This window comes from Streptomyces sp. WMMB303 (assembly GCF_029351045.1).
Lineage (GTDB): Bacteria > Actinomycetota > Actinomycetes > Streptomycetales > Streptomycetaceae > Streptomyces.
The window spans coordinates 701060-726672 of the sequence record NZ_JARKIN010000001.1; the positions used below are offsets into that span (position 1 = coordinate 701060).

Sequence of the window (25613 nt, forward strand, 5' to 3'; positions counted from 1 at the left end):
GCAGCGGCGGCTGCCGTGTCGCGCGGAACGTTACCGCACAGCGATCAGACAACCACTTCGACGCACTGCCCCGGCGGCCGGCCGGAGGTCCGCTCGGTCTCCAGCGCGCTCTGCAGGATCACCACGGCGGCCGCCTGGTCGATACGTGAACGTCCCTTTTTGGCACCGACTCCGGAGGCCCGCATCCCCTGCGCGGCCGTGACCGTCGACAGCCGTTCGTCGACGAGGCGGACCGGAACAGGTGTGATGTTTTTCGCCAACTCCTGTGCGAAATCACGAACCTTGGCGGCCGCCGGACCCTCGCCGCCGTGCAGCGAACGCGGCAGCCCGACGACGACCTCCAGCGGCTCGTACTCCGCGACCAGCGCCGCCAGCCGCCGCCGGGCGGCCGGGACGTCCCGCCCGGGAACCGTCTCCACCGGGGTGGCCAGGACCCCGTCGGGGTCGCTGGAGGCGACCCCGATCCTGGCGTCCCCGACATCCACGGCGAGCCGCCGGCCGCGCCGGAAGGGCGCGGCCTCCTCGGACGGCGCGGCGCCGGGGACCATCAGGCGTTGCCCCCGGCCTCGGCGACCAGCCGCTCCACCGCGGCCACGGCCTCGTCCACGGCCTCCGGGTTCTGGCCGCCGCCCTGGGCCACGTCCGGCTTTCCGCCGCCACCGCCACCGAGTGTCCTGGCGGCCGCGCGCACCAGATCACCGGCGCGCAGCCCGGAATCCCTGGCCGCCTCGTTGGTGGCGATGACGGTGAGCGGGCGCCCGCCTGTGACGGCGAACAGCGCGACCACGGCGGGGCGGCTGCCGAGCCGCTGGCGGACATCCAGCACCAGGGTGCGCAGATCGTCGGCCGTGGTGCCGTCCGGCACCCGGGCCGCGGCCAGCGCGGTGCCCCGTACGTCCTTGGCGTCCCCGGCGATCCCCGCGGCGGCCTGCAGCACCTTCTCGGCGCGGAACCGCTCGATCTCCTTCTCGGCGTCCTTCAGCCGGCCCAGCATCCCGGAGACCCGCTCGGGCAGGTCCTCGGAGCGGCCCTTGAGCAACTCGGTCAGCTGCGAGACGACGGTGTGCTCGCGGGCGAGGAACTTGTAGGCGTCCACCCCGACCAGCGCCTCGACACGGCGCACCCCCGAGCCGATGGAGGACTCGCCGAGCAGCTTGACCAGGCCGAGCTGCGCGGTGTTGTGCACGTGCGTGCCGCCGCACAGCTCCTTGGAGAAGTCGCCGATGGTCACCACACGCACCGTCTGTCCGTACTTCTCGCCGAACTCGGCCAGCGCGCCCTGCTTCTTGGCGTCGTCGATGCCCATGTACTCGGCGTGCACGTCCAGTTCGCGGGCCAGCACCTCGTTGATCTTCTGCTCCACGTCGGTGAGCACCGTGCCGGGTACGGCGGCGGGCGAACCGAAGTCGAAGCGGAACCGGCCCGGGGCGTTCTCCGAACCGGCCTGCGCGGCCGTCGGACCGAGCGCGTCCCGCAGCGCCTGGTGGGTCAGGTGGGTGGCGCTGTGCGCACGGGCGATGGAGCGGCGCCGGTCCCCGTCGATCTCCGCGTAGGCGGACGAGCCCACGGTGACCTCGCCGACCTGCACGGAACCCTTGTGCACGCTGACACCGGGCACCGGCTGCTGGACGTCGCGCACCTGGACCACGGCGCCGCCCTCCAGCCGGATGCGGCCGGTGTCCGCGAGCTGGCCGCCGCCCTCGGCGTAGAACGGGGTGCGGTCGAGGACGACCTCGACCTCGTCGCCCTCGCCGGCGGCGGGTGCGGAGGCCCCGTCGACCAGCAGACCGACGACCGTGGCCTCGCCGGAGGTGCCGGCGTAGCCGGTGAAGTCGGTGGAGCCCGCCGTGTCGGCGATCTCCCGGTAGGCCGACAGGTCGGCGTGGCCGGTCTTCTTCGCCCTGGCGTCGGCCTTGGCGCGCTCCCGCTGCTCCTTCATCAGTCGGCGGAAGCCCTGTTCGTCCACCGACAGCCCCTGTTCGGCAGCCATCTCCAGGGTGAGGTCGATGGGGAAGCCCCAGGTGTCGTGGAGCTGGAAGGCCTTGTCGCCGGGCAGCACGGTGCTGCCCTGCTTCCGGGTCTCGGTGACGGCGGTGTCGAGGATGTTCGTACCGGCCTTCAGCGTCTTGAGGAAGGCGGCCTCCTCGGCGAGCGCGACGGCCTCGATACGCTTCCGGTCGGTGATCAGCTCCGGGTACTGCTGACCCATCGTCGTGATGACGACGTCGATCAGGTCCTCCGCCACCGGGCCGGTGGCGCCCAGGATGCGCATGTTGCGGATGGCGCGGCGCATGATGCGGCGCAGCACATAGCCGCGGCCCTCGTTGCCGGGGGTGACGCCGTCGCCGATGAGCATGACGGAGGTGCGGATGTGGTCGCAGACCACGCGCAGCGACACGTCGGTGTCCTCGGCGGCGCCGTAGGCGACCCCGGTCAGCGCGGTGGCCTTGTCGATGACGGCGCGCGAGGTGTCGATCTCGTACATGTTGTGCACGCCCTGCAGGACCATCGCCAGGCGTTCCAGGCCGAGCCCGGTGTCGATGTTCTTGCTGGGCAGCTCACCGAGGATCTCGAAGTCGGTCTTGGTGGTGCCCTCGCCGCGCTCGTACTGCATGAACACGAGGTTCCACAGCTCGACGTACCGCTCGTCGTTGACGGCGGGGCCGCCCTCGGGTCCGAACTCGGGGCCGCGGTCGTAGTTGATCTCCGAGCACGGCCCGCACGGGCCGGGTACGCCCATGGACCAGTAGTTCTCCTCCATGCCCAGGCGCTGGATGCGCTCGGGGGGCACGCCGACGACCTCGCGCCAGATCCGCTCGGCCTCGTCGTCCTGCTCGTAGACGGTGATCCACAGCCGCTCGGGGTCGAGTCCGTAGCCGCCCTGCTCCTGCGAGGAGGTCAGCAGCTCCCAGGCGAGCTTCGCGGCCCCCTCCTTGAAGTAGTCGCCGAAGGAGAAGTTGCCGCACATCTGGAAGAAGGTGCCGTGCCGGGTGGTCTTGCCGACCTCTTCGATGTCCGGCGTCCGCACGCACTTCTGCACGCTGGTGGCCCGCTGCCAGGGCGGGGTGACCTCGCCCAGGAAGTACGGCTTGAACGGCACCATGCCGGCGGGGACCAGCAGCAGCGTCGGGTCGTCCGCGATCAGCGACGCCGATGGCACCACATGGTGCCCCCGCTCCTCGAAGAAGCGCAGCCAGCGGCGGCGGATTTCAGCCGACTCCATCAGTGGTCCTCATTCCGGTCGTTCGGGTGGTTGGGGGTGGACTGGTGGTCCCGGTACTCATGGTGGGCGGGGAGTTCGCCGCCGGGCGGCCGGGCGGCCTGCCCGCGCAGCACCGCCCGCTCCGGCTGCCGCGGGAGGGGGGCGGACGTGGCGGCCGGGAGTTCCCGGTACCGGTCGGCCTCCTCGGGTTCCGACAGACCCAGTGCGTCCTTGAGTTCGCCCTCCCGCTGGGCCATGCCCGCGCGCACGTCGAGCGCGAACTCCTTCAGCCGGTGGCCGCCTTCGACGGCCTTGTCGGCGGCGCGCAGCGCCAGCGCGTCCGGCGCGAGGCTGCGGATCTTGCGCTGGACCTTGGTGGTGGCCCAGACACCGGCTGCGGCGCCGGTGGTGAACCAGAAGGCTCGGCGGATCATCCGGGTTCAGCCCCTTCCACGCTTGCGGCCGCCACGGCGGGCGGCGGGTACGGTGCGGCCGACGACCACGCCGCGGCCCGCGCGCGGCTCCCGCTCCGATCCGTCCTTGCGCCCCAGCGCGCGGCGTACGCCGTAGCCGAAGGCGGCGACCTTGACGAGCGGGCCGCCGAAGGTGGTCGAGACGGTGGAGGAGAGCGCGGAGGCGTTGGAGGTGACCTCCTGGACGTCCGTCGCGATGGCGTCGACGCGGTCGAGCTGGGTCTGCGCGGAACGGACGGTTGCCGACGCCTCTCCCAGGAGGGGGACCGCCTGTTCCGTCACACCTGTCACCAGCTTGGTCGCCGCCCTGAGCGTCTGCGCGAGCCTCACCAGCACGACGGCGAGGAACGACACCAGGATCGCCCAGAAGACGGCCACGAGGAGGCCGGCCACTTCTCCACCGGACACGCTGCACCGCTTCCCTTGAGGTCATGGGGGTCGGCCGCCGCTCGCCGGGTGGCCGACCGCGGCGGCGTACGCGGTACCGACCTTATCGCGCCGGACCGCCGCGTCCGTACCGCATTCCGGGGCGGCGCAAGCGCACCGCAGCGGCGCACCCGGGATTTCCGGGCGCCCGGAAACGCCGCAGCCCGCCGTGCCCGTACCGGGGGAACCGGCGCCGGGCAGGCGGGCTGGCGGGGCTGGGCCGCAGCGGACGGTCAGCGGGCGTAGTACTCGACCACGAGCTGCTCGTCGCAGATCACCGGGATCTCCTTGCGGTTGGGGTCCCGGTCCAGACGGAAGGCGAGCGCCTGCAGGTTGACCTGGAGGTAGCGCGGGGTCTCACCCTCGCCCGCGTAGCCGCCCTCGCGGGCGACCTGGAAGGGGTGCTTGCTGCGGCTGCGCTCGCGGACCATCACCACGTCGTCGGGACGGACGCGGAAGGAGGGCTTGTCGACCTTGCGGTCGTTGACCGCGATGTGGCCGTGCACCACCATCTGCCGGGCCTGGTAGATGGTGCGGGCCAGGCCGGAGCGGAGCACGAGCGCGTCCAGCCGCCGCTCCAGCTCGATGACCAGGGCCTCACCCGTCTTGACCTCGGTCTTGCGGGCGCGCTCGTAGGCGCGGCGCATCTGGCTCTCGCTGATGTCGTACTGGGCGCGCAGCCGCTGCTTCTCCAGCAGCCGGACCTTGTAGTCACTGTTCTGCTTGCGGCCCCGGCCGTGCTCCCCGGGCGGGTACGGGCGCTGTTCGAAGTACTTGACGGCCTTCGGGGTCAGCGCGACGCCCAGGGCACGCGACTTCTTGACCTTGGGACGCGACTGGTTCACGTTGAACGGACCTCCGTGTAAGTTAGGTGAGCCTTACCTTAGCCGAGGAGTACGTATGTTTCGACCTGGGATCCCCCTGCCCGGCACCGACGCCGAGGAGGAACAGCCGCGTCCCGTGGAAGACGCCCGGCAGCCGACCGCCGCCGAACGGGTACGAACCCTCGCACAATCCAGCGTATCCGCCCTGCTGACCATTCCCGGAGCCGAGCCCGACCTGCGGGAACCCGGCTCCGGCATCCCCCAGGTCCGCACCGTCACCCCGGAGGGCGATGTCCTGCTGCTGGTCGCCGCCGACTCGCCGGAGGCCCGGGTGAGCGCCTACGCGCAGGACGACGACCTCACCGCGGTGATGGAGATCACGGATGTGGCACCCGTCTCCGTACCGCACCGGGTCCGGGGCCGCGCCTGGATCGCCGGCTGGCTCACCCCGGTACGCGGTGAGGACCGCGCGGCCTGCGCCCGGCTGCTCGCCGAAGCGGCCCCCGCGGAGCCGGTCGCGGGGACCTCGCGGCGGATGCTGCGACTGGAGGTCGGCGAGTGCTGGATCGACGACCTGTGGGGCGCGGAGTCCGTGGAACCCGACGCCTTCGCCGCCGCCGCGCCCGACCCGCTCGCCGACCACGAGGCGGAGCTGCTGCAGCACCTGGCCGCCGCCCACCGGGAGCAGGTGCACGGGCTGTGCGCCTGTCAGGGGTGGGAGCAGGCGGTCCCGGTGGCCCTCGACCGGTTCGGGCTGCGGGTGCGGGGCTGGAGTGCGCGCGGAGCATGCGCGGACGCCCGCTTCGACTTCGCCGAGCCGGTCGGCACGGTGGCCGAGCTGCGCCGCGCGATGCACGGCCTGTTCGCCGCGGGCGGCTGACCGACCCGCTCGCGGGCAGCGGAGAGCGGCCGGCGGGAGGGGTGCGGCGCACCCCTCCCTCCCGCCGGCCTGTGGCTCAGTCCTCCTCGCCGCGCAGCCGGGCACGGACCCGGTCGGCGATGTCGGCGTAGCGGGCCTCGGCGCCGTAGCGGGTGGGTTCGTAGTACCGCCGCCCGTGCACCGCGTCGGGTGCGTACTGCTGCGCCGCGATCCCGCCCGGCAGGTCGTGCGGGTACTGGTAGCCCGCGCCGTGACCGAGCTGCTGCGAGCCCTGGTAGTGGCTGTCCCGCAGATGCGCCGGAACAGGTCCGGCCAGCCCCGCGCGGACGTCCGCCAGCGCCGCGTCGATCGCGAGGTAGGCCGCGTTCGACTTGGGTGCGAGGGCGAGCGCGACCGTGGCCTGGCCGAGGGTGATCCGCGCCTCGGGGAAGCCGATCAGGGCGACGGCCTGCGCCGCGGCGACCGCCGTCTGCAGCGCCGTCGGATCCGCCAGCCCGATGTCCTCGCTCGCGGAGATCATCAGGCGCCGTGCGATGAACCGGGGGTCCTCGCCGGCCTCGATCATCCGCGCGAGGTAGTGCAGCGCGGCGTCTACATCGGAGCCCCGGATGGACTTGATCAGCGCACTGGCCACGTCGTAGTGCTGGTCCCCGGCCCGGTCGTACTTCACCGCGGCCCGGTCGACCGCCTCCTCCACCGTGGCCAGCGAGATCGCGGACTCGCCCTTGGCGAGCGCCGCGCCCGCGCCGGCCTCCAGCGCCGTCAGCGCACGCCGGGCGTCGCCCCCCGCGATCCGCAGCAGGTGCCCCTCGGAGTCCTCGGGGAGCGTCACCCGGGCCGCCAGGCCCCGCTCCTCGGTCAGGGCGCGGCGCAGCAGCCCGCGGATGTCCTCGTCGGTCAGCGGCTCCAGCGTCAGCAGCAGCGAGCGGGACAGCAGCGGGGAGATCACCGAGAAGTAGGGGTTCTCGGTGGTGGCCGCGATCAGGGTCACCCAACGGTTCTCCACCGCGGGCAGCAGGGAGTCCTGCTGGGCCTTGCTGAAGCGGTGGATCTCGTCGAGGAAGAGGACGGTGTCCTTGCCGTAGGCGCCGGAGGCACGACGCGCGCCGTCGATGACACTGCGTACTTCCTTGACCCCGGCGGTGATCGCCGACAGTTCCACGAACCGCTTGTCGGTGGCCTGGCTGACCACGTAGGCCAGGGTCGTCTTCCCGGTGCCCGGCGGTCCCCACAGCAGCACGGACGAGGTTCCGGCCGGGCCGCCGCCACCCTCCCCCACCAGACGGCGCAGCGGAGATCCGGGGCGCAGCAGATGCTGCTGCCCCACGACCTCGTCCAGGGTGCGCGGGCGCATCCGGACCGCGAGGGGGCTGGCCGACGGGTCCTTCGCCTGGCGGTCCTCTGCTGCTGCGGTGAATAGGTCGGGTTCCACGACGGAAACCCTAAGTCAGCCCACCGACAGCCGCGGCCCCCAGCCGGCCGGGCCGCGCGGGCCCGGCCTCAGCCGGTCCAGAAGTCCCACCAGCGGGTCAGCACCAGGATGCCGATCACCCCGATGTGCAGCACCGGCACCACCCACGGGAACTCGTCCGCGAAGCCGCGCACCGCCGCGGGAGCCGGCAGGAAACCGCTGCGGACGTTGTGCGCGGTCACGTACCAGAACATGATGATCGTCGCGACCCACGCCAGGCAGCACCACAGGCACAGGTTCCCGATGGTGTACAGCGACTGGTACTGGAGCCAGGTCACGAAGCCGACGCCGAACAGACAGCCCGCGTTGAAGGTCAGCCAGTACCAGCGTGGGAAGGCGGCGCGGGTGAGCAGGGTGACGCCGACGCAGATGACGATTCCGTAGGCCACCAGCCCGATCATCGGGTTGGGCGCGCCGAAGGCCGAAGCCTGGTCGCTCTGCATGATGTTGCCGCAGGCGACGACCGGGTTGATGCTGCACGCCGGTTTGAAGTCCTTGTCCTCCAGAAGTTCGAACTTGTCGAGCGTGATCACCCAGGCCGCGAGCAGCCCCGCGGCTGCGGTGACGATGAGCATCCAGGCGAAGGCCCTGCTCGCTCCGACGGCACCCCCCTTCGGTGCGTTCGCGCCCGTGTGCGCCTCGTCGAGGGGTGCCGTCGTCGTCATAGCCGTTCTCGTCCCGTCATCAGGTCATGGCCGGTTGGGGCACATTCTGCCCCAACCGGCCCTCCGGTCACCGCAGCTCGGCTCGCACTTCGGCCACCACCCGGTCCAGCGGGAGGGCCTGCTGCTCGCCGCTGGCGAGGTCCTTGAGCTGGGCCACGCCCTCGGCGAGGTCGCGGTCCCCGAGCAGCAGCGCGAACCGGGCCCCGGAACGGTCGGCCGATTTCATGGCGTTCTTCATGCCCTTGCCGCCGTAGGCCAGGTCCGCCGCGACGCCCTCCCGGCGCAGCTCGGTGACCAGCCGGAAGAGCGCACGGCGTGCCTCGTCGCCCAGCGGTACGGCGAACAGCTCGGTGGCCGGGGCCAGTTCGAGCTCGACACCTTCGGCCTCCAGCGCCAGGACCGTGCGGTCCACGCCCAGGGCCCAGCCGACGGACGGCAGCGCGGGGCCGCCGATCATCTCGGAAAGACCGTCGTACCGGCCGCCGCCGCCGATGGCCGACTGCGCACCGAGGCCGTCGTGTACGAACTCGAAAGTGGTACGCGTGTAGTAGTCGAGCCCGCGCACCAGCCGGGGATCGTCCTCGAAGGGCACGCCCGCCTCGGTGAGCAGCGCCCGCACCTCCTCGTGGAACGCCTTGCACTCCGCGCACAGGTGGTCGCGCATCATCGGCGCGCCGGTCAGCTGCCGCCGTACGCTCTCCCGCTTGTCGTCCAGCACCCGCAGCGGATTGATGTCGATCCGGGCGCGGGTGTCCTCGTCCAGGTCGAGCCCGCGCAGGAAGTCCTGGAGCGCGGCCCGGTAGTCCGGGCGGCAGGTGCGGTCGCCGAGCGAGTTGAGGAGCAGCCGGAAGCCGGTCAGCCCCAGCGAGCGGTACGCGTCGCAGGCGAGGACGATCAGCTCGGCGTCGAGCGTGGGGTCCTCGGTACCCACCGCCTCGGCTCCCACCTGCGAGAAGTGGCGGTAGCGCCCCTTCTGCGGGCGCTCGTAGCGGTAGTAGGAGCCCGAATACCACAGCTTCACCGGGAGGTTGCCCGCCCGGTGCAGGTTGGCCTCCAGCGCGGCGCGCAGCACCGAGGCGGTGCCCTCGGGGCGCAGCGCCAGCTCGTCGCCGCCCTTGGTGGTGAGGGTGTACATCTCCTTGGTCACGATGTCGGTGGACTCGCCGACTCCGCGTGCGAACAGCTCGACGCTCTCGAACCCGGGCGTCTCCACGTATCCGTAGCCGGACCTGCGCAGCGGTGCGGCGATGGCCTCACGCACGGCGAGATACCTCGCGGAGTCGGGCGGCAGCAGATCGTAGGTGCCCTTGGGGGCCTTGAAGGTGCTCATGTGGCTTCTCGTCACATTCCTCGTCGCGGGGCGGCCGCGGCATCGCTGCCGCCGCCTCCCGGGCCGTGCTCCGCCACCTGTCGCAGGAAGGGGTTGGTGGCGCGCTCGCGGCCGATGGTCGTCTGGTGCATGTGCCCGGGCAGGACCACGGTCTCGTCCTCCAGCGGAAGGCACACGCGCGCCAGGGAGCGGAGGATCTCGTCCGGGTCGCCGCCGGGCAGATCGGTGCGTCCGATGGAGCCGGGGAACAGCAGGTCGCCCGAGAACAGCACCGGCGGGACATCCGCCTGTTCGGGCATCCGGAAGGTCACCGACCCCTGGGTATGGCCGGGCGCGTGCGCGACGCCCAGTTCCAGTCCCGCCAGGTTCAGGACCGCGCCGTCGGCCAGCTCCGCCACGTCGTCCGGCTCGCCGACCGTCAGCTCGCCCATCAGGGGCTGCCCGATCGTCATTCCCAGCGCCTTCTCCGGATCGCTCATCATGTAGCGGTCGTCCGGGTGGATCCAGGCGGGTACGCCGTGCGCGCCGCAGACCGGGACGACGGACGCCACATGATCGATGTGGCCGTGCGTGAGGATCACCGCGACCGGCTTGAGCCGGTGCTTGGCGACGACCTCCTCGACGCCCTGCGCGGCCTGGTGGCCCGGATCGATGATCACGCACTCCTCGCCGGCGGCGGGGGCGACCAGATAGCAGTTGGTCCCCCAGGCCCCGGCGGGGAACCCGGCAACGAGCACGATCGTCCTTCATTCGTCCGACAGCGGGAGCGGCGACGCGGCCGGGCAGGCCGTCCGCCGGTCAGGAGCTGCCAGCCTACCGGCGCGGGTGCCGGCGGAGCCAACCAGTAGCGGGCGGCGCGTACCCGTGAGGAGGGCGTATACGGTACGTGAGGTCCCGCAGGTGCGACGCCTCGAAGACGCCCTCGCCAGACGCCTCGAAGGAGACGAGACCGTGGTCAGCAGTGAGCAGCGCAGAAAGCAGCTCGCCCGTGAGAAGTACGCGCGACAGCTCAAGCGGCGGGAGGCAGCCCGCCGCAAGGCCCGAATACGCAACATCTCGATCACCCTCGGCCTGGTGATCGTCCTGGCCGCGGGCGGGGCCTACGCCGCCTCGGGCGGGCTGAACGGCGACAAGAAGAAGGACGAGTCCGACAGCGCCGCAGACCAGCCCTCCGCGCCGCCGACCAGCAAGGCACCGGACCCCTGCGACAAGCCGGCCAAGGGCAAGCCGACCGGCAAGCAGTGGAAGAAGGAGCCGGCGATGAAGGTGGACAAGTCGGCGTCCTACACCCTGCGGCTGAGCACCACCTGCGGCGAGATCGACATCGCCATGGACGCCGGAGAGGCTCCGCACACGGTCAACTCCTTCGACTTCCTGGCGGGCGAGAAGTTCTTCGACCACACCCCCTGCCACCGGATGACCGGCCCGCCCCAGCAGCTGTACGTGCTGCAGTGCGGCGACCCGACCGGCACCGGCAGCGGCGGGCCCGGCTACGAGCTGCCCGACGAGAATCTCAAGGGCGCCGAGTACCCCGCGGGTACCGTCGCGATGGCCAACAGCGGCCCCGACACCGGTGGCAGTCAGTTCTTCCTCGTCTACGAGGACAGCAAGTTGCCGGCCAAGTACACACCGTTCGGCAAGGTCTCCGACTCCGGCATGAAGGTGCTGAAGAAGATCGCCAAGGCCGGGCTGACCCCGATGCGGGCCCAGGGGGACGGACGGCCGAACGCCACCGTGGTGATCGACAAGGCCACGGTCCGCACGTCCTGACGCTTCCCCGGCCTCCGGCCGGGTGGAGCGCCCGCGGCCGTCGCCGCCCGCGCGGTACCGTGCCCGACCGGCAAATTCGCCGCTCGCCGGGTGCGGACAGCGCGGGCGCCGGTCGCCTATGTTGGCTGTGACGAGAACCGTGAACGATGCCGGGGGACCACAGTCCCTCCAGGCATCTTGTGGAGGAGGCGCTGTGAGCAGCGACCCGTGGGGCCGCGTCGACGACGCGGGGACTGTGTACGTGCGTACGGCGGAGGGCGAGAAGGTCGTCGGGTCCTGGCAGGCGGGTTCGCCGGACGAGGCCCTCGCCTACTTCGAGCGCAAGTACGACGGTCTGGTCGTGGAGATCGACCTGCTTGAGCGCCGGGTGAGGACCACGGATCTGGCGGCCAAGGACGCCGAAGCCGCGATCGCGCACCTGCGCGAACAGGTCGACGCGCACCACGCCGTCGGCGACCTGGACGCGCTGCGCACCAGACTCGACAAACTGACCGAGGGCGTCGAGAAGCGCCGTGAGGAGCGCCGGGCCCGCAAGGTGCAGCAGGCCGAGGAGGCGCGCCGGGCCAAGGAGGAGCTGGTCGCCGAGGCGGAGGAGCTGGCCGGCAGCGAGCAGTGGCGGGCCGCCGGGGAGCGGCTGCGTGCGCTGGTCGACACCTGGAAGGGCCTGCCGCGGCTGGACCGCAAGAGCGACGACGAACTGTGGCACCGCTTCTCGCACGCGCGCTCGGCGTTCTCCAAGCGCCGCAAGGCGCACTTCGCACAGCTGGACGCACAGCGCGAGGAGGCACGGCAGCGCAAGGAGAAGCTGGTCACGGAGGCCGAGGCACTCTCCGGCTCCCGGGACTGGGGACCCACAGCGGCCAAGTACCGCGACCTGATGCAGGAGTGGAAGGCCGCCGGGCGGGCGCAGCGGGAGCACGAGGACGATTTGTGGGCCCGGTTCCGCGGCGCCCAGGACATCTTCTTCCAGGCCCGCGGCGAGGTCTTCGCCGAGCGCGACAGCGAGCAGCGGGAGAACCTGGCGCGCAAGGAGGAGCTGGCCGCCGAGGCGGAGAAGCTGCTGCCGGTCACCGACCTGAAGTCCGCGCGGAACGCCTTCCGCGCGCTCAACGAGCGCTGGGACGCTGTCGGGCACGTGCCGCGGGACGCGCGGCCGAAGGTCGAGGGGCGGATGCACGCGGTCGAGCGGGCCATCCAGGAAGCCGAGGAGGCCGAGTGGCGGCGCAGCAATCCCGAGGCGCGGGCCCGCGCCGAGGGGCTGACCGGCCAGTTGCAGGACGCGGTGGACAAGCTGCGCGACCAGATCGACAAGGCCCGGGCCGCGGGGAACACCGCGAAGGTGGCCAAGCTGGAGCGCGAGCTGGAGGGCCGCCAGGCTCTCCTGGACCAGGCGCAGAAGGGCCTGCAGGAGTTCGGCGGCTGAGAGAGCTCCCGTGGGGCGGCGGGGCACCGGCCCCGCCGCCCCGGGGGTACCGCTGTCCCGGTTCGCCCGGCGGCCTGTGCCGGGCACGGCCCCCGGCCGCGCCGGAGAGCGCCCTGGCCGGCCGGAACCGCTGCCGGGCCCCGGGTCCGGGCCGCTGCGGGCCCCGGGCTACTGCGGGCGCCTCGCCGAGGTGACGCGGTAGACGTCGTAGACACCCTCGACACCGCGGACGGCCTTCAGCACGTGGCCGAGGTGCTTGGGGTCGCCCATCTCGAAGGTGAAGCGGGAGATCGCGACCCGGTCACGGGAGGTCTGCACCGCGGCCGAGAGGATGTTGACGTGCTGGTCGGACAGCACCCGGGTGACGTCCGAGAGCAGGCGGGAGCGGTCCAGCGCCTCGACCTGGATGGCGACCAGGAAGACCGAGGACTGGGTGGGCGCCCACTCGACCTCCAGGATCCGCTCGGGCTCCCGGGTGAGGGAATCGACGTTCACGCAGTCGGCACGGTGCACCGAGACGCCGTTGCCGCGGGTGACGAACCCGATGATCGGGTCGCCGGGCACGGGTGTGCAGCAGCGGGCCAGCTTGACCCACACGTCGGAGCCGGCGCCCTTGACGACGACACCCGGGTCGGCGTTGGAGCGGCGCCGGGTGCTGCGCGCGGGCATCGGCGGCGCGGTCTCGGCGATGTCCTCCTTGGCCTCGTCCTCGCCGCCCAGCGCCTGCACCAGTTTCTGGCAGACGTTCTGCGCCGAGACGTGCCCCTCGCCGATCGCGGCGTAGAGCGCGGAGATGTCCGGGTAACGCATCTCGTGCGCGAGGGTGACCAGTGAGTCGCCGGTGAGGATGCGCTGGATGGGCAGGTTCTGCTTGCGCATGGCCCGCGCTATGGCGTCCTTGCCGTGCTCGATCGCCTCGTCGCGGCGCTCCTTGGTGAACCAGGCGCGGATCTTGTTGCGGGCGCGGGGTGACTTGACGAAGCCGAGCCAGTCCCGCGAGGGCCCGGCACCGGCCGCCTTGGAGGTGAAGACCTCGACGGTGTCGCCGTTGTCGAGGGTGGACTCCAGCGGCACCAGACGGCCGTTGACGCGGGCGCCGATCGTCCGGTGGCCGACCTCGGTGTGGACGGCGTAGGCGAAGTCGACGGGGGTGGCGCTCGCCGGGAGCGCTATCACGTCGCCCTTGGGCGTGAAGACGAAGACCTCGTTGCGGGACAGGTCGAACCGCAGGGACTCCAGGAACTCGCCGGGGTCCTCGGTCTCCTTCTGCCAGTCGAGCAGCTGCCGCAGCCACGACATGTCGTTGACCGTCTCGTCCGCGGCACCGCCCTTGCCCGCGCCCTTGGGCGCGTCGGTGCGGACCTTGGAGGCGCCGGCGACCGCCTGCTGCTTGTACTTCCAGTGCGCGGCGATGCCGTACTCGGCGCGGCGGTGCATGTCGAAGGTGCGGATCTGCAGTTCGACGGGCTTGCCGCCGGGTCCTATGACCGTCGTGTGCAGCGACTGGTACATGTTGAACTTGGGCATCGCGATGTAGTCCTTGAACCGCCCCGGAACCGGGTTCCACCGGGCGTGGATGGTCCCCAGCGCGGCGTAGCAGTCGCGGACGGTGTCCACCAGGACGCGGATGCCCACCAGGTCGTAGATCTCCGCGAAGTCCCGGCCGCGGACGATCATCTTCTGGTAGACGCTGTAGTAGTGCTTCGGCCGCCCGGTGACGGTGGCCTTGATGCGCGCGGCCCGCAGGTCGGCCTGGACCTCGTCGGTGACGACGGCCAGATACTCGTCCCGCTTGGGGGCCCGCTCGGCGACCAGCCGGACGATCTCGTCGTACATCTTGGGGTAGAGGATCGCGAACGCGAGGTCCTCCAGCTCCCACTTGATGGTGTTCATGCCCAGCCGGTGGGCGAGCGGGGCGAAGATCTCCAGCGTCTCGCGGGCCTTCTGCTCCTGCTTGGAGCGCTTCAGATAGCGCATGGTGCGCATGTTGTGGAGCCGGTCGGCGAGCTTGATGACCAGGACGCGGGGGTCCTTGGCCATCGCGACGACCATCTTGCGCACCGTCTCGGCCTGGGCGGCCTCGCCGAACTTGACCTTGTCCAGCTTGGTGACGCCGTCGACCAGCAGCGCCACCTGGTCGCCGAAGTCCCGGCGCAGGGTGTCGAGCCCGTACTCGGTGTCCTCGACCGTGTCGTGCAGCAGCCCGGCCATCAGTGTGGCCGGGTCCATGCCCAGCTCGGCGAGGATCGTGGTGACGGCCAGCGGGTGGGTGATGTACGGGTCGCCGCTCTTGCGTTTCTGGCCGCGGTGCCAGCGCTCGGCCACCTGATAGGCGCGCTCGATCTGGCGCAGCGTGGAGGACTCGATCTTGGGGTCGTTGCTGCGCACGATCCGCAGCAGCGGCTCCAGCACCGGATTGAACGGGCTCGAGCGCTGCACGCCCAGACGCGCCAGACGGGCGCGTACGCGGTTGGAGGAGCCGGAACGGCCGGACACTCCGGAGACGGCGCGCGCGGGCGCCACGCGATCGCGAGCGCCGTTCTCGCCGTCCTTGGCGCGGTCGGCACCCTTGCCGCCGCGCGCCGGAGCGGCGGAGGTTCCGGACTGCTGTCCGGCGGCCCCGCCGTGGTTCTGTGCGCCGGAGCGGCCGCCGTCCCCGCTCTTCGAGGGCAGCCCGCCGTCGGCCGCGGCGCCGGACCGCTGCCGAGCCGCCTCGCCGGCGGCCTCCGCTTCCTGGCGCTGAGCGGCGGTGAGCTGCTGGGCCTCGTCTGGCAAGAGCACTCCTCGGTGGACCGCAGGTCGGACTGCCATGGTAGCCACCCCGGCCGGACCGGGCCCTCCCGGACGGCTAAGCGGTGGCCGCGCGGCCACCACCGGCCGCGCGGCCGGGCCCGCGAGGACGGCGCAGGCGGCCACCCTCCCCGGCTCGGCCCGGGTACTCCCGGGAGAACCGTATCGGGTGACCGCCTGGCGCTCGCACGGTCCGGGGCCGGGGTTCAGACGCGGACGAGGACCTCAAGGGGCGCACCGGCCAGGGCCCGCTCCACCCGCTCCCGCCCTTCGAGGAAGCCGAGCTCCAGCAGTATGGCCACGCCCGCGACCTCGGCACCGGTGCGCCTGATCAGCTCGACGGACGCCTCGGCGGTGCCGCCGGTGGCCAGTACGTCGTCGATCACCAGCACCCGGTCGCCCTCCGCGAGCCCCGAGGCGTGCACCTCGATCTGGGCGCTGCCGTACTCCAGGTCGTACGCCTGGGAGAGGGTGGCGCCGGGGAGCTTGCCGGACTTGCGCACCGGGACGAAACCGATGCCCGACCGGACGGCGGCGGGGGCGCCGAGGATGAACCCGCGCGCCTCGAGGCCGACGATCTTCGTCGCCCGGTGCCGCTCGGCGAGCCCGGCGAACGCGTCCGTGAGGACGGCGAACGCGCGGGCGTCGGCGAGCAGCGGGGTGATGTCCTTGAACATCACCCCGGGCTTGGGGTAGTCGGGCACGTCGTGGATCCGGCTGGTCAGCAGCTCCCGCACCTCGGCGGGATCCGGCAGGGCCGGCGAGGCAGGCGAGGAATCCGTGGCACTCATCGGCTCACCTGCGCTTTCCGGACGGCCTGCCGCGGCCTCGGCCGCGGGAGGCCGGCTGACGGCGCTGGCCCCCGACGCCCGCACCGGCCGCGGCCGGACCGCCACCGCGGCCGTTGTCCACGGAGACCGGCGGGCGGACGCCGCCCCCGCCTCCGCCGTCGCCCGGCTCGCCGCCCGGGTCATCGCCCTGCTCGTCGTCCGGCTCGTTCGCCTCGCGCTCGGCGGCCTTGAGGCGCTTGTTCCGCACGCGCTTCGCGAGGGCCTTCATCTCGGGCTGGCGCTCCTTGAAGTCGGCCACCAGCGGAGTCGCGATGAAGATCGAGGAGTAGGCGCCGGCGGCCAGACCGACGAACAGCGAGAGCGCGATGTCGTTGAGCATGCCGCCGCCGAGCATGCCGCCGCCGATGAACAGCAGGCCGGCCACCGGCAGCAGCGCGACGACGGTGGTGTTGATGGAGCGCACCAGCGTGCCGTTGATGCTGCGGTTGGCGATCTCGCTGTAGGTGTACTTGGTCTGCTTGGTGACGTTCTTGCTGCTCTCGCGCAGACCGTCGAAGACCACGACCGTGTCGTAGAGCGAATATCCGAGAATCGTCAGCAGGCCGATCACCGTGCCCGGTGTGACCTCGAACCCGACGAGCGAGTAGACGCCGACGGTGATCGTGATGTCGTGGATCAGCGCGATGAGCGCGGCGAGCGCCATCCGCCACTCGAAGGCGATGGCCAGATAGATCACCACCAGGATCATGAAGATCCCGAGCCCCTGCCACGCCTTGTTGGCGATCTGCTCGCCCCAGCTGGGGCCGACGAGCTGCGCGTCGATCTTCTCCGGGTCGACCTTCAGCTCCTCGGCCAGCTCCTCCTTGACCTTGGTGGAGGTCTTGGTGTCGACGGTGGCGACCTGCACGCGCTTACCGCCGTCACCCAGCTCCTGGACGATGGCCGTGTGCCCGGAGACCCGCTCGGCGGCCTCCGTGGTCTGCTGCACGGAGGCCGAGGTCTTGGGCGTGGTGAAGACGGCACCGCCCTCGAACTCGATCCCCATGTTCAGGCCGCGGACGACGAGCCCGACGATGGCCGTGATGGTGATCAGGATCGAGAGGCCGTACCAGAGCTTGCGGTGCCCGACGAAGTCGTAGCCGACCTCACCGCGGTACAGCCGGGCGCCGAGAGTGCCGAGACGGGACACCTCAGACCTCCTTCGGGTCGGTGCTGACGGTGCTGCGGCCGCGCCGCAGCGGGGGCCGGGCTCCGAGCCGCTTGGGGTCGAGACCGGACCAGGGGTGCCCGTCGGAGAAGAACGGCTTGCGGGCGAGCAGCGTCATGATCGGCTTGGTGAAGAAGAAGACGACGACGACGTCGAGCGCGGTGGTCAGACCGAGGGTGAAGGCGAAGCCCTGCACCTTCCCGACCGAGACGATGAACAGGACTGCCGCGGCCAGGAACGAGACGAAGTCGGAGACCAGGATGGTGCGGCGGGCGCGCGGCCAGGCGCGCTCGACCGCGGGCCGCAGCGTGCGGCCCTCCCGTACCTCGTCCCTGATGCGTTCGAAGTAGACGATGAACGAGTCGGCCGTGATGCCGATGGCGACGATGGCGCCGCAGACCGCCGGGAGGTTGAGCGCGAAGCTCATCGCCGGGCCCAGCAGCGTCATGATCGAGTACGTCATGGCCGCCGAGACGAGCAGGCTGAGGATGGCGATCAGCGAGAGGCCGCGGTAGTAGGCGACGAGGTAGACGATCACCAGCGCGAGCCCGATGGCGCCCGCGATGAGGCCCGCCTTGAGCTGGTCGCTGCCGAGCGCCGCGGTCACCGTGGTGACGTCCGACTCCTCGAAGGAGAGCGGAAGCGCACCGTAGGAGAGGATGTTGCCCAGCTCCTCGGCGGACTCCTGGGTGAAGCTGCCGGAGATCTCCGCGTTGTTCGTCAGCTTCTGGTTGACGGTCGGGGCCGACTGGACCTGGCCGTCGAGCGCGATGGCGAACTGGTTCTGCGGCTGCGGCTTCTTCATCAGCTCGCCGGTGATCTCACCGAACTGGTCGGAGCCCTTGTCGCTGAACGACATCTGGACGATCCACTGGCCGCGCTGCTGGTCGAAGACGGCCTTGGCCTTGCTGACGTTCTTGCCCTGCACGGCGACCGGTCCGAGCGCGTACTTGATCGGGTCGTTGGCGTCGCAGGCGACGATCGGCTCGGAGCCCTTGGTGCTCGCGGCCTTCTCGCTGGCCTTGGCGCGGGCCTCCTTCGTGGTGCAGTCGAGCGCGTTCAGCTGCTTGGCCAGCGCGGCCGGGACGCCGGGCTGCTGAGGCTGCTGGGGCGGCGCCGTGGGCTTCGGGCTCTTCTTGCCGCCGGACTCGCTCGCCGAGGGGGTGGGGCTCTTGTCCGTCGTGGCGGTCTTGGCCGTCAGCCCCTCGGTCACGGCCCGGCCCTGGCCGGGAGAGTCGGAGGAGTGGGAGGAGGGGTTCGCCTGGTCGCCCTGCTCCTTCTCGTCCTTCTGGTCCTTCTGGTCCTGGCTCTTGTCCTGCTTGCCGGAGCCGGAGGGCGAGGGAGACGAGGAGGGCTGGGGCTGCCGGGACTTGCCGACCTGGGCCAGCGTCAGCACGGGCCGGAACGCGAGCTGCGCCGTGGTGCCCACCTGCTCGCGCGCCTGCTTGGAGTTGGTGCCCTTGGGGATGTTGACGATGATGTGCCGGTCGCCCTGGGTCTGGACCTCGGCCTCCGTCACACCGAGACCGTTGACGCGCCGCTCGATGATGCCGACGGCGGTGTTCATGTTGGTCTTGTTGATCGCGTTGGGCTTGCCCGGCTGGTTCTTCGCCTCAAGGGTGATGCTGGTGCCACCCGCCAGGTCGATGCCCAGTCGGGGCGTCTTGTGGCCCGAGGCGAACATCCCCGCGACCAGCCCGGCCGTGATCACCAGAATCAGCCCTAGGGAGCGCCATGGCCTCCCCTTGGCGCCGGAGGCCCTGCGACCCCTTTTCGGTGCTGCCACCTTCTCGTCTCTCCCTGTCCAACCGCCCGTGCCGCCCCGCGAGTTCGGCCGGGCGCGGCACAGCGGCGCGCGAAGTGGTCTGTGGACGTGCTACGCCGCCGGACCCGGTCCTCTCCCCCAGCCCGGCGGCGCTGACCTTACTTGGAGTCGGCGTCCTCGTCCCGCTTGGCTTCCTCGGCCTCGGCGGTGTCGGCCTTCGCCGCGTCCGCGCCCTTCGGCTCGTCGGACGCGTCGGCGGACTCCTCGCCCTCCTGCTTCCCGGCCTCCCCGGCGGCGTCGCCGTCGGCGTCCTTCTTCCGCAGGTCGGGCTTCGCGTCGGAGGAGGCGTCGTCCTCGTCCCGGGTGAGCGAGGACGCGTCGTCCGGGACGACGGTGTCGACGTCGAACTCCTCGCCCTCGGGACCGTTCGTGATGCGGTCGAACTCCTCGTCGGAGAGCACGGCGCCGATGGCGTTCTTGGCGAAGAGCGCGTGCGTACCGGGCTCGATCTCCACGAGGACGCTGTCCTCACGGATCTCCTTGACGACGGCGTACATGCCCCCGATGGTGCGGATGCCCGTGCCAGGCTGCATCTGGTCACGCATCTCAGCGGCCTGACGCTGCTTCTTCTTGGCGGAGCGAGTCATCAGGAACATGGCCCCGATGATCACAATGAACGGGAGGAGAGCAATAGGATCCACGGCGGAAGATATTCCTTCGCATGGCCGCGTCTCAGCGGCCTGGGTATTCGGGGTGGGCAAGCCTCCGCGAGGGAGGGCGTCGGCGGAGTCTAAGCGAGCCTTCGCCGATGGAACAACGTCAAGCATGGCACCGAGGTTCCCTGCCCGACGAGTCTCCGCGCCGTCACGCTCCGAACAGGCCCTGTTGTCCCGGCCCTCCGGAGACCGGCCCCGAGGACTGCTGGGGCGGGGTGAGACCCAGGTGAGCCCATGCGGCCGGAGTGGCCACGCGGCCACGCGGAGTGCGGGCCAGCAGCCCCTCGCGCACGAGGAACGGCTCAGCCACTTCCTCCACTGTCTCACGCTCCTCGCCGACCGCGACGGCGAGCGTGGAGAGGCCGACGGGACCGCCTCCGAACAGCTTCAGCAGCGAGCCGAGCACGGCGCGGTCGAGCCGGTCGAGACCGCGCCCGTCCACCTCGTAGACCTCCAGCGCGGCGCCGGCCACCTCACGGGTGATGACGCCGTCCGCCTTGACCTGTGCGTAGTCCCGCACTCTGCGCAACAACCGGTTGGCGATCCGCGGCGTGCCCCGGGAGCGCCCGGCGATCTCGACCGCGCCCTCCGGGTCCGTACGCACCTCCAGCAGCTCGGCGGAGCGGTGTACGACCTGCTCCAGCTCGGCCGGCTCGTAGAACTCCATGTGCGCCGTGAAGCCGAAGCGGTCCCGCAGCGGCGGCGGCAGCAGCCCGGCCCGGGTGGTGGCGCCGACAAGCGTGAAGGGCGGCAGCTCCAGCGGGATGGCCGTCGCACCGGGCCCCTTGCCGACGATCACGTCGACCCGGAAGTCCTCCATGGCCATGTAGAGCATCTCCTCGGCCGGACGGGACATCCGGTGGATCTCGTCCAGGAAGAGCACCTCGCCCTCCTGGAGGGAGGAGAGGATCGCCGCGAGATCGCCCGCGTGCTGGATGGCCGGGCCGGAGGTGATGCGGATGGGGGCGCCCATCTCCGCCGCGATGATCATCGACAGCGTGGTCTTGCCGAGACCGGGCGCGCCGGACAGCAGGACGTGATCGGCGGTGCACCCGCGGGCGCGCGCGGCGCGCAACACCAGATCGAGCTGCTCGCGCACCTTGGGCTGCCCGATGAACTCGCCCAACTGCTTGGGTCGCAGCGCGGCTTCGACCGCCTGCTCGTCACCGTCGACCTCGGCGTCGACGAGCCGTTCCTCGGAGCTCATCGCGTCACCGTGCCCGGTTCAGGGACTGCAGGGCGGCCTTCAGCAGCACACCGACCTGGGGCTCGGCCCCCTTCGCGACCACCGCCTCGGCCTGCGGCGCGACGGCCGTGACGGCTTCCTCCGCCTCCTTGGCGGCGTACCCCAGCCCGACCAGCGCCGCGTGCAGTTGCTCCTGCCAGCCGGCGGCGGCCCCGGCCGCGGCGCGCGAGGCGGGCACCGCGCCCAGCGGCGCTCCGAGCCGGTCCTTCAGCTCCAGCAGCAACTTCTGCGCGCCCTTCTTCCCGATCCCCGGCACGGCGGTCAGCGTTTTCTCGTCCCCGCCGGAGACGGCCAGCCGCAGCGCGTCGGGGCTGTGCACCGCGAGCATCGCCTGGGCGAGCCGGGGCCCCACCCCGCTGGCGGTCTGCAGCAGTTCGAAGGTCTGCCGCTCGTCCTCGTCGGCGAACCCGTAGAGGGTCAGCGAGTCCTCCCGCACGACCAGCGAGGTGGCGAGCCTGGCCTGCTCGCCGGTGCGCAGCCCGGCGAGGGTGCCGGGGGTGCACTGGACCGCCATGCCGACCCCGCCGACCTCGATCACGGCGGAGTCGGGGCCGAGCGCGGCGACGGGTCCCGAGACGGAGGCGATCATCGGACTGTGCCTTTCGTGCGGTGCTGCGGACTGCCGGACTGCGGACGGCGGGCGCGTGCGGAAGGGGCCTGCAGCCGGGCGGCGAGCGCCTGCTGCAGCCGGTTCTGCGCGGGGCCCCGCCAGATGTGGCAGACCGCGAGGGCCAGCGCGTCCGCCGCGTCGGCGGGCTTCGGCGCGGCGGAGAGCCCCAGCAGGCGCGTCACCATCGCCCCGACCTGGGTCTTGTCGGCCCGCCCCGAGCCGGTCACCGCGGCCTTGACCTCGCTGGGCGTGTGCAGCGTCACGGGCAGCCCGCGCCGGGCCGCGCACAGCATGGCAACAGCGCTGGCCTGCGCGGTGCCCATGACCGTGCGGACGTTGTGCTGGCTGAACACCCGCTCCACGGCGACCGCTTCGGGGCGGAGCTCCTCCAGCCACTCCTCCAGCCCGCGCTCGATCAGCACCAGCCGGTCGGGGATCTCCGCCTCGGCGGGCGTGCGGACCACGCCGACACCCGCCATGGTCAGCCGCCGCCCGGCCTCACCGTCGACCACGCCGACACCGCAGCGGGTCAGCCCGGGATCGACCCCCAGCACACGCAATGCCCTCCCCCTCTCCGCACGCCCTGCGCAATCGTCCTTGTGTTCCCGCAGGTTATCGGGAAGCACCGACAGAACGCAGAACCGACGGCCCGGCGGAGGTGTCTCCGCCGGGCCGTCCGGAGCCGTTGCCGACGACCGTGGCGCGCCACCCGCGGGGCAGGCCGCTCCCGCAGCGCGGGATTCACCGCACGGGCGGGAGCACCGTGGTGTCGTCGCCCCGCGCACGCGGCAGCACCGTGTCGCCGCTTACGCGGCAGCACCGTGTCGCCGCTTACGCGTCGACCTTCGCCATCACATCGTCAGGCACGTCGAAGTTGGCGAAGACGTTCTGCACGTCGTCGCTGTCGTCCAGCGCGTCAATCAGCTTGAAGATCTTGCGTGCGCCCTCCTCGTCCAGCTCGACCTGCATGCTGGGGACGAAGCTGGCCTCGGCGGAGTCGTAGTCCATCCCGGCCTCGACGAGCGCGGTGCGCACCGCGACCAGGTCCGTGGCCTCGCTGATCACCTCGAAGTTCTCACCGAGGTCGTTGACCTCCTCGACCCCCGCCTCCAGGACGGCGGCGAGGACGTCGTCCTCGGAGCGGTCGCCCTTCGGGACGATGACGACGCCCTTGCGGTTGAACAGGTAGGAGACCGAACCCGGGTCGGCCATGGAGCCGCCGTTGCGGGTCATGGCGACCCGGACGTCGGACGCCGCGCGGTTGCGGTTGTCGGTCAGGCACTCGATCAGCACGGCGACACCGTTGGGACCGTAGCCCTCGTACATGATCGTCTCGTACTCGGCGCCGCCCGCCTCCAGGCCCGCGCCGCGCTTGACCGCGCTGTCGATGTTCTTGTTGGGGACCGACTGCTTCTTCGCCTTCTGGATGGCGTCGTAGAGGGTCGGATTGCCCTCCACGTCAGCACCGCCCATCCGGGCCGCGACCTCGATGTTCTTGATCAGCTTCGCGAAGAGCTTGCCGCGCTTGGCATCGATCACGGCCTTCTTGTGCTTGGTGGTAGCCCACTTAGAGTGGCCGGACACAGCCTCGCTCCTTCACAGTCCCAACTACTTCTCGACGCGGAGATCCTACCGCCAGCCACTCAGTGTGCCGACCGCACCATCTCCGTGAACAGCGCGTGCACCCGCTGGTCACCGGTGAGCTCCGGATGGAAGGCGGTGGCCAGCAGATGGCGCTGCCGGACGGCCACCGGGTGACCGTCGTAGGAGGCCAGCGTCTCAGCCGCCGCCCCCGTCGACTCCACCCAGGGGGCGCGGATGAAGACCCCCTCGACCGGGCCGCCGGGTACGGCCGGCATGTCGACCGCCGCCTCGAAGGACTCGTTCTGGCGCCCGAAAGCGTTACGTCGGACGATCATGTCGATGCCGCCGACAGTCTCCTGCCCGGAGCGGGGGTCGAGAATCTTGTCCGCGAGCATGATCATTCCGGCGCAGGAGCCGTAGGCGGGCATCCCCCGGGACACCCGCTCGCGCAACGGCTCCATGAGGCCGAACGTGACCGCGAGCTTGCTGATCGTGGTCGATTCGCCGCCCGGGATGACCAGGCCGTCGACGGCGGCGAGTTCCTCGGGGCGCCGGACCTGCACAGGGTCGGCACCCGACGCCCGGAGGGCGGCGAGATGCTCGCGGACGTCGCCCTGCAGGGCGAGCACGCCGATGGTCGGCGCTGACACGGTCACGGTGCGGTCCTTCTTCGTCGCTGGGCTGTTCACCGGGCGCGGCCCGGTCCTCGGGCGGTCGGCCGGGCGCCGCACCGGTGGGCACTGCAGCCTCCCGGCGCGGCGCCGGGCGGGTCACCAGCCGCGGCTGGCGTAGCGCTCCGTCTCCGGCAGGGTGTCGCAGTTGATGCCGACCATGGCCTCGCCCAGGCCCCGGGAGGCATCGGCGACGATCTTGGGGTCGTCGTAGAACGTGGTGGCCTTCACGATGGCCGCTGCGCGCTTGGCCGGGTCGCCGGACTTGAAGATCCCGGAGCCGACGAAGACGCCCTCGGCACCGAGCTGCCGCATCAGCGCCGCGTCGGCCGGGGTGGCGACACCGCCCGCCGAGAAGAGCACGACCGGCAGCTTACCCGCCACCGAGACCTCCTTGACCAGCTCGAACGGCGCCCGCAGCTCCTTGGCGGCCGCGTAGAGCTCGTTGTCGTCCAGCACGGTCAGCTTGCCGATCTCGTTCTTGATCTGCCGCATGTGCCGGACGGCCTCGACGACGTTGCCGGTGCCCGCCTCACCCTTGGAGCGGATCATGGCCGCGCCCTCGGCGATCCGGCGCAGGGCCTCGCCCAGGTTGGTGGCACCGCAGACGAACGGCGTGGTGAAGGCGAACTTGTCGCTGTGATTGACCTCGTCCGCCGGAGTCAGGACCTCCGACTCGTCGATGTAGTCGACCCCGAGCGCCTGGAGTACCTGCGCCTCGACGAGGTGCCCGATCCGGGACTTGGCCATCACCGGGATCGAGACGGCTTCGATGATGCCCTCGATCATGTCCGGGTCGGACATCCGGGCCACGCCGCCGTCCTTGCGGATGTCGGCGGGCACCCGCTCCAGGGCCATCACGGCGACGGCGCCGGAGTCCTCGGCGATCTTCGCCTGCTCCGGCGTGACGACGTCCATGATCACGCCGCCCTTGAGCTGCTCGGCCATGCCCCGCTTGACGCGGGCGGTGCCGGTCTCGGGACGCTGTACGGCGGAGTCGGTGGCGGTGGACGGAGTTGACACGTTCGACCTCGCTGAAGGGGTGATGTTCGAGGGACCGCTCAGGTCCGAGGGCCACCCTCTCGAACAGGGCGGCCTGCGAAAAGGGCCAATCGCGGGGTTGTGGCCTGTACTGGCTCGCGCGGCCCGCCGACGGACCCCGACCGCACCCGGGGCCGCTGTGGCGCACCGGGCGGGCCGGTCACTCCGCAGAGGGCTCCCGGCCCGGGCCGGCGGGGAGCGGCGGTGGCTCGTCGTCCATCTCGAACGCCAGTGGGAAGGGCGCGTGACCGGCCAGCCGGAACCAGCGGACCGTACGGTGCCGCCGCAGCGCCCGGGCCGCGCGCACCGCGTCGTTGTGGAACCGCCGCGCCATCGGCACCCTGCGCGCCGCCGTGCTCAGCTCGGCGGCCGTCTCCCGGCCGCCCGGAGCCGCCCGGACGGCCTCGAACTGGGCGCTCTCGGCGAAGACGGCGCGCAGCGCCTGACTCAGCTCGCTCTCCGCGACCTCTCGCTGGTCCTCGGCGGCCTGCCGGGCACCGTGCGCGGCCTGGTGCAGCACCATGGAGGCCGCCGGATCCAGGACGCCCGCGGTGGCGAGTTCCTGGGCGATGGAGGAACGGCGCAGCAGAGCGGCGTCCAGCGCGGCCCTGGCAGCGTCGATCCGCGCGTGCAGCCGGTCCAGCCGCCCGGCGGTCCAGCTCAGATAGACGCCCACGAGCAACAGCGCGACGACGATCCAGATGACGGTGGTGAGGTTGGGCATCTCG

The 25613-nt window shown here is 71.5% G+C and carries 24 protein-coding genes; 3 read left to right on the plus strand and 21 right to left on the minus strand.

The window, feature by feature from the left end; translation table 11 throughout:
- Window positions 1–44 precede the first annotated feature (44 nt).
- The 5 genes from ruvX to rpsD all read right to left on the minus strand — a co-directional run bounded on the left by ruvX (window position 45) and on the right by rpsD (window position 4946).
- On the minus strand, window positions 45–548 hold the full coding sequence (gene ruvX / locus P2424_RS03210) for a Holliday junction resolvase RuvX (protein WP_276474282.1): 504 nt from the start codon (window positions 546–548) through the stop codon (window positions 45–47).
- Window positions 548–3223, minus strand: a complete 2676-nt coding sequence (alaS, locus tag P2424_RS03215; protein WP_276474283.1) for an alanine--tRNA ligase — start codon at window positions 3221–3223, stop codon at window positions 548–550. Before alaS ends, ruvX begins: the two co-directional genes overlap by 1 nt.
- Complete coding sequence (locus P2424_RS03220; RefSeq protein ID WP_276474284.1) at window positions 3223–3636, minus strand: DUF6167 family protein; 414 nt, start codon at window positions 3634–3636, stop codon at window positions 3223–3225. The genes alaS and P2424_RS03220 overlap by 1 nt, the downstream gene beginning before the upstream one ends.
- A gap of 6 nt (window positions 3637–3642) precedes the next feature.
- Window positions 3643–4083, minus strand: a complete 441-nt coding sequence (locus P2424_RS03225) for a DUF948 domain-containing protein (RefSeq protein WP_276474285.1) — start codon at window positions 4081–4083, stop codon at window positions 3643–3645.
- A gap of 251 nt (window positions 4084–4334) precedes the next feature.
- Window positions 4335–4946, minus strand: a complete 612-nt coding sequence (gene rpsD / locus P2424_RS03230) for a 30S ribosomal protein S4 (protein ID WP_075002901.1) — start codon at window positions 4944–4946, stop codon at window positions 4335–4337.
- Window positions 4947–5001: 55 nt separating this feature from the next.
- On the opposite strand from rpsD, the gene P2424_RS03235 reads away from it, so the two are divergent.
- Window positions 5002–5805: a DUF2470 domain-containing protein gene (locus tag P2424_RS03235; RefSeq protein WP_276474286.1), complete on the plus strand. Its 804-nt coding sequence runs from the start codon at window positions 5002–5004 to the stop codon at window positions 5803–5805.
- 76 nt (window positions 5806–5881) lie between these two features.
- On the opposite strand, the gene P2424_RS03240 is transcribed toward P2424_RS03235, so the two are convergent.
- The 4 genes from P2424_RS03240 to P2424_RS03255 all read right to left on the minus strand — a co-directional run bounded on the left by P2424_RS03240 (window position 5882) and on the right by P2424_RS03255 (window position 10008).
- On the minus strand, window positions 5882–7237 hold the full coding sequence (locus P2424_RS03240) for a replication-associated recombination protein A (RefSeq protein ID WP_276474287.1): 1356 nt from the start codon (window positions 7235–7237) through the stop codon (window positions 5882–5884).
- Window positions 7238–7305: 68 nt separating this feature from the next.
- Window positions 7306–7941 carry a vitamin K epoxide reductase family protein gene (locus P2424_RS03245; protein ID WP_276474288.1) on the minus strand — a complete coding sequence of 212 codons (636 nt, stop codon included), beginning with the start codon at window positions 7939–7941 and terminating at the stop codon, window positions 7306–7308.
- Window positions 7942–8008: 67 nt separating this feature from the next.
- Complete coding sequence (hisS, locus tag P2424_RS03250; RefSeq protein ID WP_276474289.1) at window positions 8009–9271, minus strand: histidine--tRNA ligase; 1263 nt, start codon at window positions 9269–9271, stop codon at window positions 8009–8011.
- Between the two features lie 11 nt (window positions 9272–9282).
- Entirely contained in the window at window positions 9283–10008 is a 726-nt protein-coding gene (locus tag P2424_RS03255) for an MBL fold metallo-hydrolase (RefSeq protein ID WP_276474290.1), read from the minus strand.
- Between the two features lie 214 nt (window positions 10009–10222).
- On the opposite strand from P2424_RS03255, the gene P2424_RS03260 reads away from it, so the two are divergent.
- Both P2424_RS03260 and P2424_RS03265 read left to right on the plus strand, forming a co-directional pair.
- The gene (locus P2424_RS03260) at window positions 10223–11041 is read left to right on the plus strand and encodes a peptidylprolyl isomerase (RefSeq protein ID WP_276478803.1); all 819 of its coding nucleotides are present in this window, start codon (window positions 10223–10225) and stop codon (window positions 11039–11041) included.
- A 193-nt stretch (window positions 11042–11234) separates the two neighbouring features.
- Window positions 11235–12464: a DUF349 domain-containing protein gene (locus tag P2424_RS03265; protein ID WP_276474291.1), complete on the plus strand. Its 1230-nt coding sequence runs from the start codon at window positions 11235–11237 to the stop codon at window positions 12462–12464.
- Window positions 12465–12632: 168 nt separating this feature from the next.
- Here P2424_RS03265 and P2424_RS03270 read toward each other — a convergent pair whose 3' ends face one another.
- From P2424_RS03270 to P2424_RS03325, 12 genes are all read right to left on the minus strand, one after another.
- Window positions 12633–15239, minus strand: a complete 2607-nt coding sequence (locus P2424_RS03270; RefSeq protein ID WP_276474292.1) for a bifunctional (p)ppGpp synthetase/guanosine-3',5'-bis(diphosphate) 3'-pyrophosphohydrolase — start codon at window positions 15237–15239, stop codon at window positions 12633–12635.
- A 221-nt stretch (window positions 15240–15460) separates the two neighbouring features.
- Window positions 15461–16045, minus strand: coding sequence for an adenine phosphoribosyltransferase (locus tag P2424_RS03275; protein ID WP_276474293.1), 585 nt, complete (start codon window positions 16043–16045; stop codon window positions 15461–15463).
- Between the two features lie 4 nt (window positions 16046–16049).
- The gene (secF, locus tag P2424_RS03280) at window positions 16050–17234 is read right to left on the minus strand and encodes a protein translocase subunit SecF (protein WP_276474294.1); all 1185 of its coding nucleotides are present in this window, start codon (window positions 17232–17234) and stop codon (window positions 16050–16052) included.
- Between the two features lies 1 nt (window position 17235).
- A complete protein-coding gene (secD, locus tag P2424_RS03285; RefSeq protein ID WP_276474295.1) occupies window positions 17236–19038 on the minus strand; it encodes a protein translocase subunit SecD in 1803 nt (600 codons plus the stop codon).
- Window positions 19039–19175: 137 nt separating this feature from the next.
- On the minus strand, window positions 19176–19718 hold the full coding sequence (gene yajC, locus P2424_RS03290) for a preprotein translocase subunit YajC (protein WP_276474296.1): 543 nt from the start codon (window positions 19716–19718) through the stop codon (window positions 19176–19178).
- 163 nt (window positions 19719–19881) lie between these two features.
- Window positions 19882–20940, minus strand: coding sequence for a Holliday junction branch migration DNA helicase RuvB (ruvB, locus tag P2424_RS03295; protein WP_276474297.1), 1059 nt, complete (start codon window positions 20938–20940; stop codon window positions 19882–19884).
- Window positions 20941–20944: 4 nt separating this feature from the next.
- The gene (gene ruvA, locus P2424_RS03300) at window positions 20945–21568 is read right to left on the minus strand and encodes a Holliday junction branch migration protein RuvA (RefSeq protein WP_276474298.1); all 624 of its coding nucleotides are present in this window, start codon (window positions 21566–21568) and stop codon (window positions 20945–20947) included.
- A complete protein-coding gene (gene ruvC, locus P2424_RS03305) occupies window positions 21565–22149 on the minus strand; it encodes a crossover junction endodeoxyribonuclease RuvC (RefSeq protein WP_276474299.1) in 585 nt (194 codons plus the stop codon). Before ruvC ends, ruvA begins: the two co-directional genes overlap by 4 nt.
- Before the next feature lie 271 nt (window positions 22150–22420).
- On the minus strand, window positions 22421–23173 hold the full coding sequence (locus P2424_RS03310; protein WP_276474300.1) for a YebC/PmpR family DNA-binding transcriptional regulator: 753 nt from the start codon (window positions 23171–23173) through the stop codon (window positions 22421–22423).
- Window positions 23174–23232: 59 nt separating this feature from the next.
- Window positions 23233–23823, minus strand: a complete 591-nt coding sequence (gene pdxT / locus P2424_RS03315) for a pyridoxal 5'-phosphate synthase glutaminase subunit PdxT (RefSeq protein ID WP_276478804.1) — start codon at window positions 23821–23823, stop codon at window positions 23233–23235.
- A gap of 120 nt (window positions 23824–23943) precedes the next feature.
- Complete coding sequence (gene pdxS, locus P2424_RS03320; protein ID WP_276474301.1) at window positions 23944–24867, minus strand: pyridoxal 5'-phosphate synthase lyase subunit PdxS; 924 nt, start codon at window positions 24865–24867, stop codon at window positions 23944–23946.
- Window positions 24868–25045: 178 nt separating this feature from the next.
- Window positions 25046–25609 carry a hypothetical protein gene (locus P2424_RS03325; RefSeq protein WP_276474302.1) on the minus strand — a complete coding sequence of 188 codons (564 nt, stop codon included), beginning with the start codon at window positions 25607–25609 and terminating at the stop codon, window positions 25046–25048.
- Window positions 25610–25613: the final 4 nt, after the last annotated feature.

Coding starts and splice junctions, on each gene's coding strand:
- P2424_RS03220 (WP_276474284.1), bottom strand. CDS start 3,636: ATGATCCGCCGAGCCTTCTGGTTCACCACCGGCGCCGCAGCCGGTGTC.
- P2424_RS03275 (WP_276474293.1), bottom strand. CDS start 16,045: ATGAGTGCCACGGATTCCTCGCCTGCCTCGCCGGCCCTGCCGGATCCC.
- ruvA (WP_276474298.1), bottom strand. CDS start 21,568: ATGATCGCCTCCGTCTCGGGACCCGTCGCCGCGCTCGGCCCCGACTCC.
- P2424_RS03325 (WP_276474302.1), bottom strand. CDS start 25,609: ATGCCCAACCTCACCACCGTCATCTGGATCGTCGTCGCGCTGTTGCTC.
- hisS (WP_276474289.1), bottom strand. CDS start 9,271: ATGAGCACCTTCAAGGCCCCCAAGGGCACCTACGATCTGCTGCCGCCC.
- ruvX (WP_276474282.1), bottom strand. CDS start 548: ATGGTCCCCGGCGCCGCGCCGTCCGAGGAGGCCGCGCCCTTCCGGCGC.
- P2424_RS03245 (WP_276474288.1), bottom strand. CDS start 7,941: ATGACGACGACGGCACCCCTCGACGAGGCGCACACGGGCGCGAACGCA.
- P2424_RS03235 (WP_276474286.1), top strand. CDS start 5,002: ATGTTTCGACCTGGGATCCCCCTGCCCGGCACCGACGCCGAGGAGGAA.
- alaS (WP_276474283.1), bottom strand. CDS start 3,223: ATGGAGTCGGCTGAAATCCGCCGCCGCTGGCTGCGCTTCTTCGAGGAG.
- ruvB (WP_276474297.1), bottom strand. CDS start 20,940: ATGAGCTCCGAGGAACGGCTCGTCGACGCCGAGGTCGACGGTGACGAG.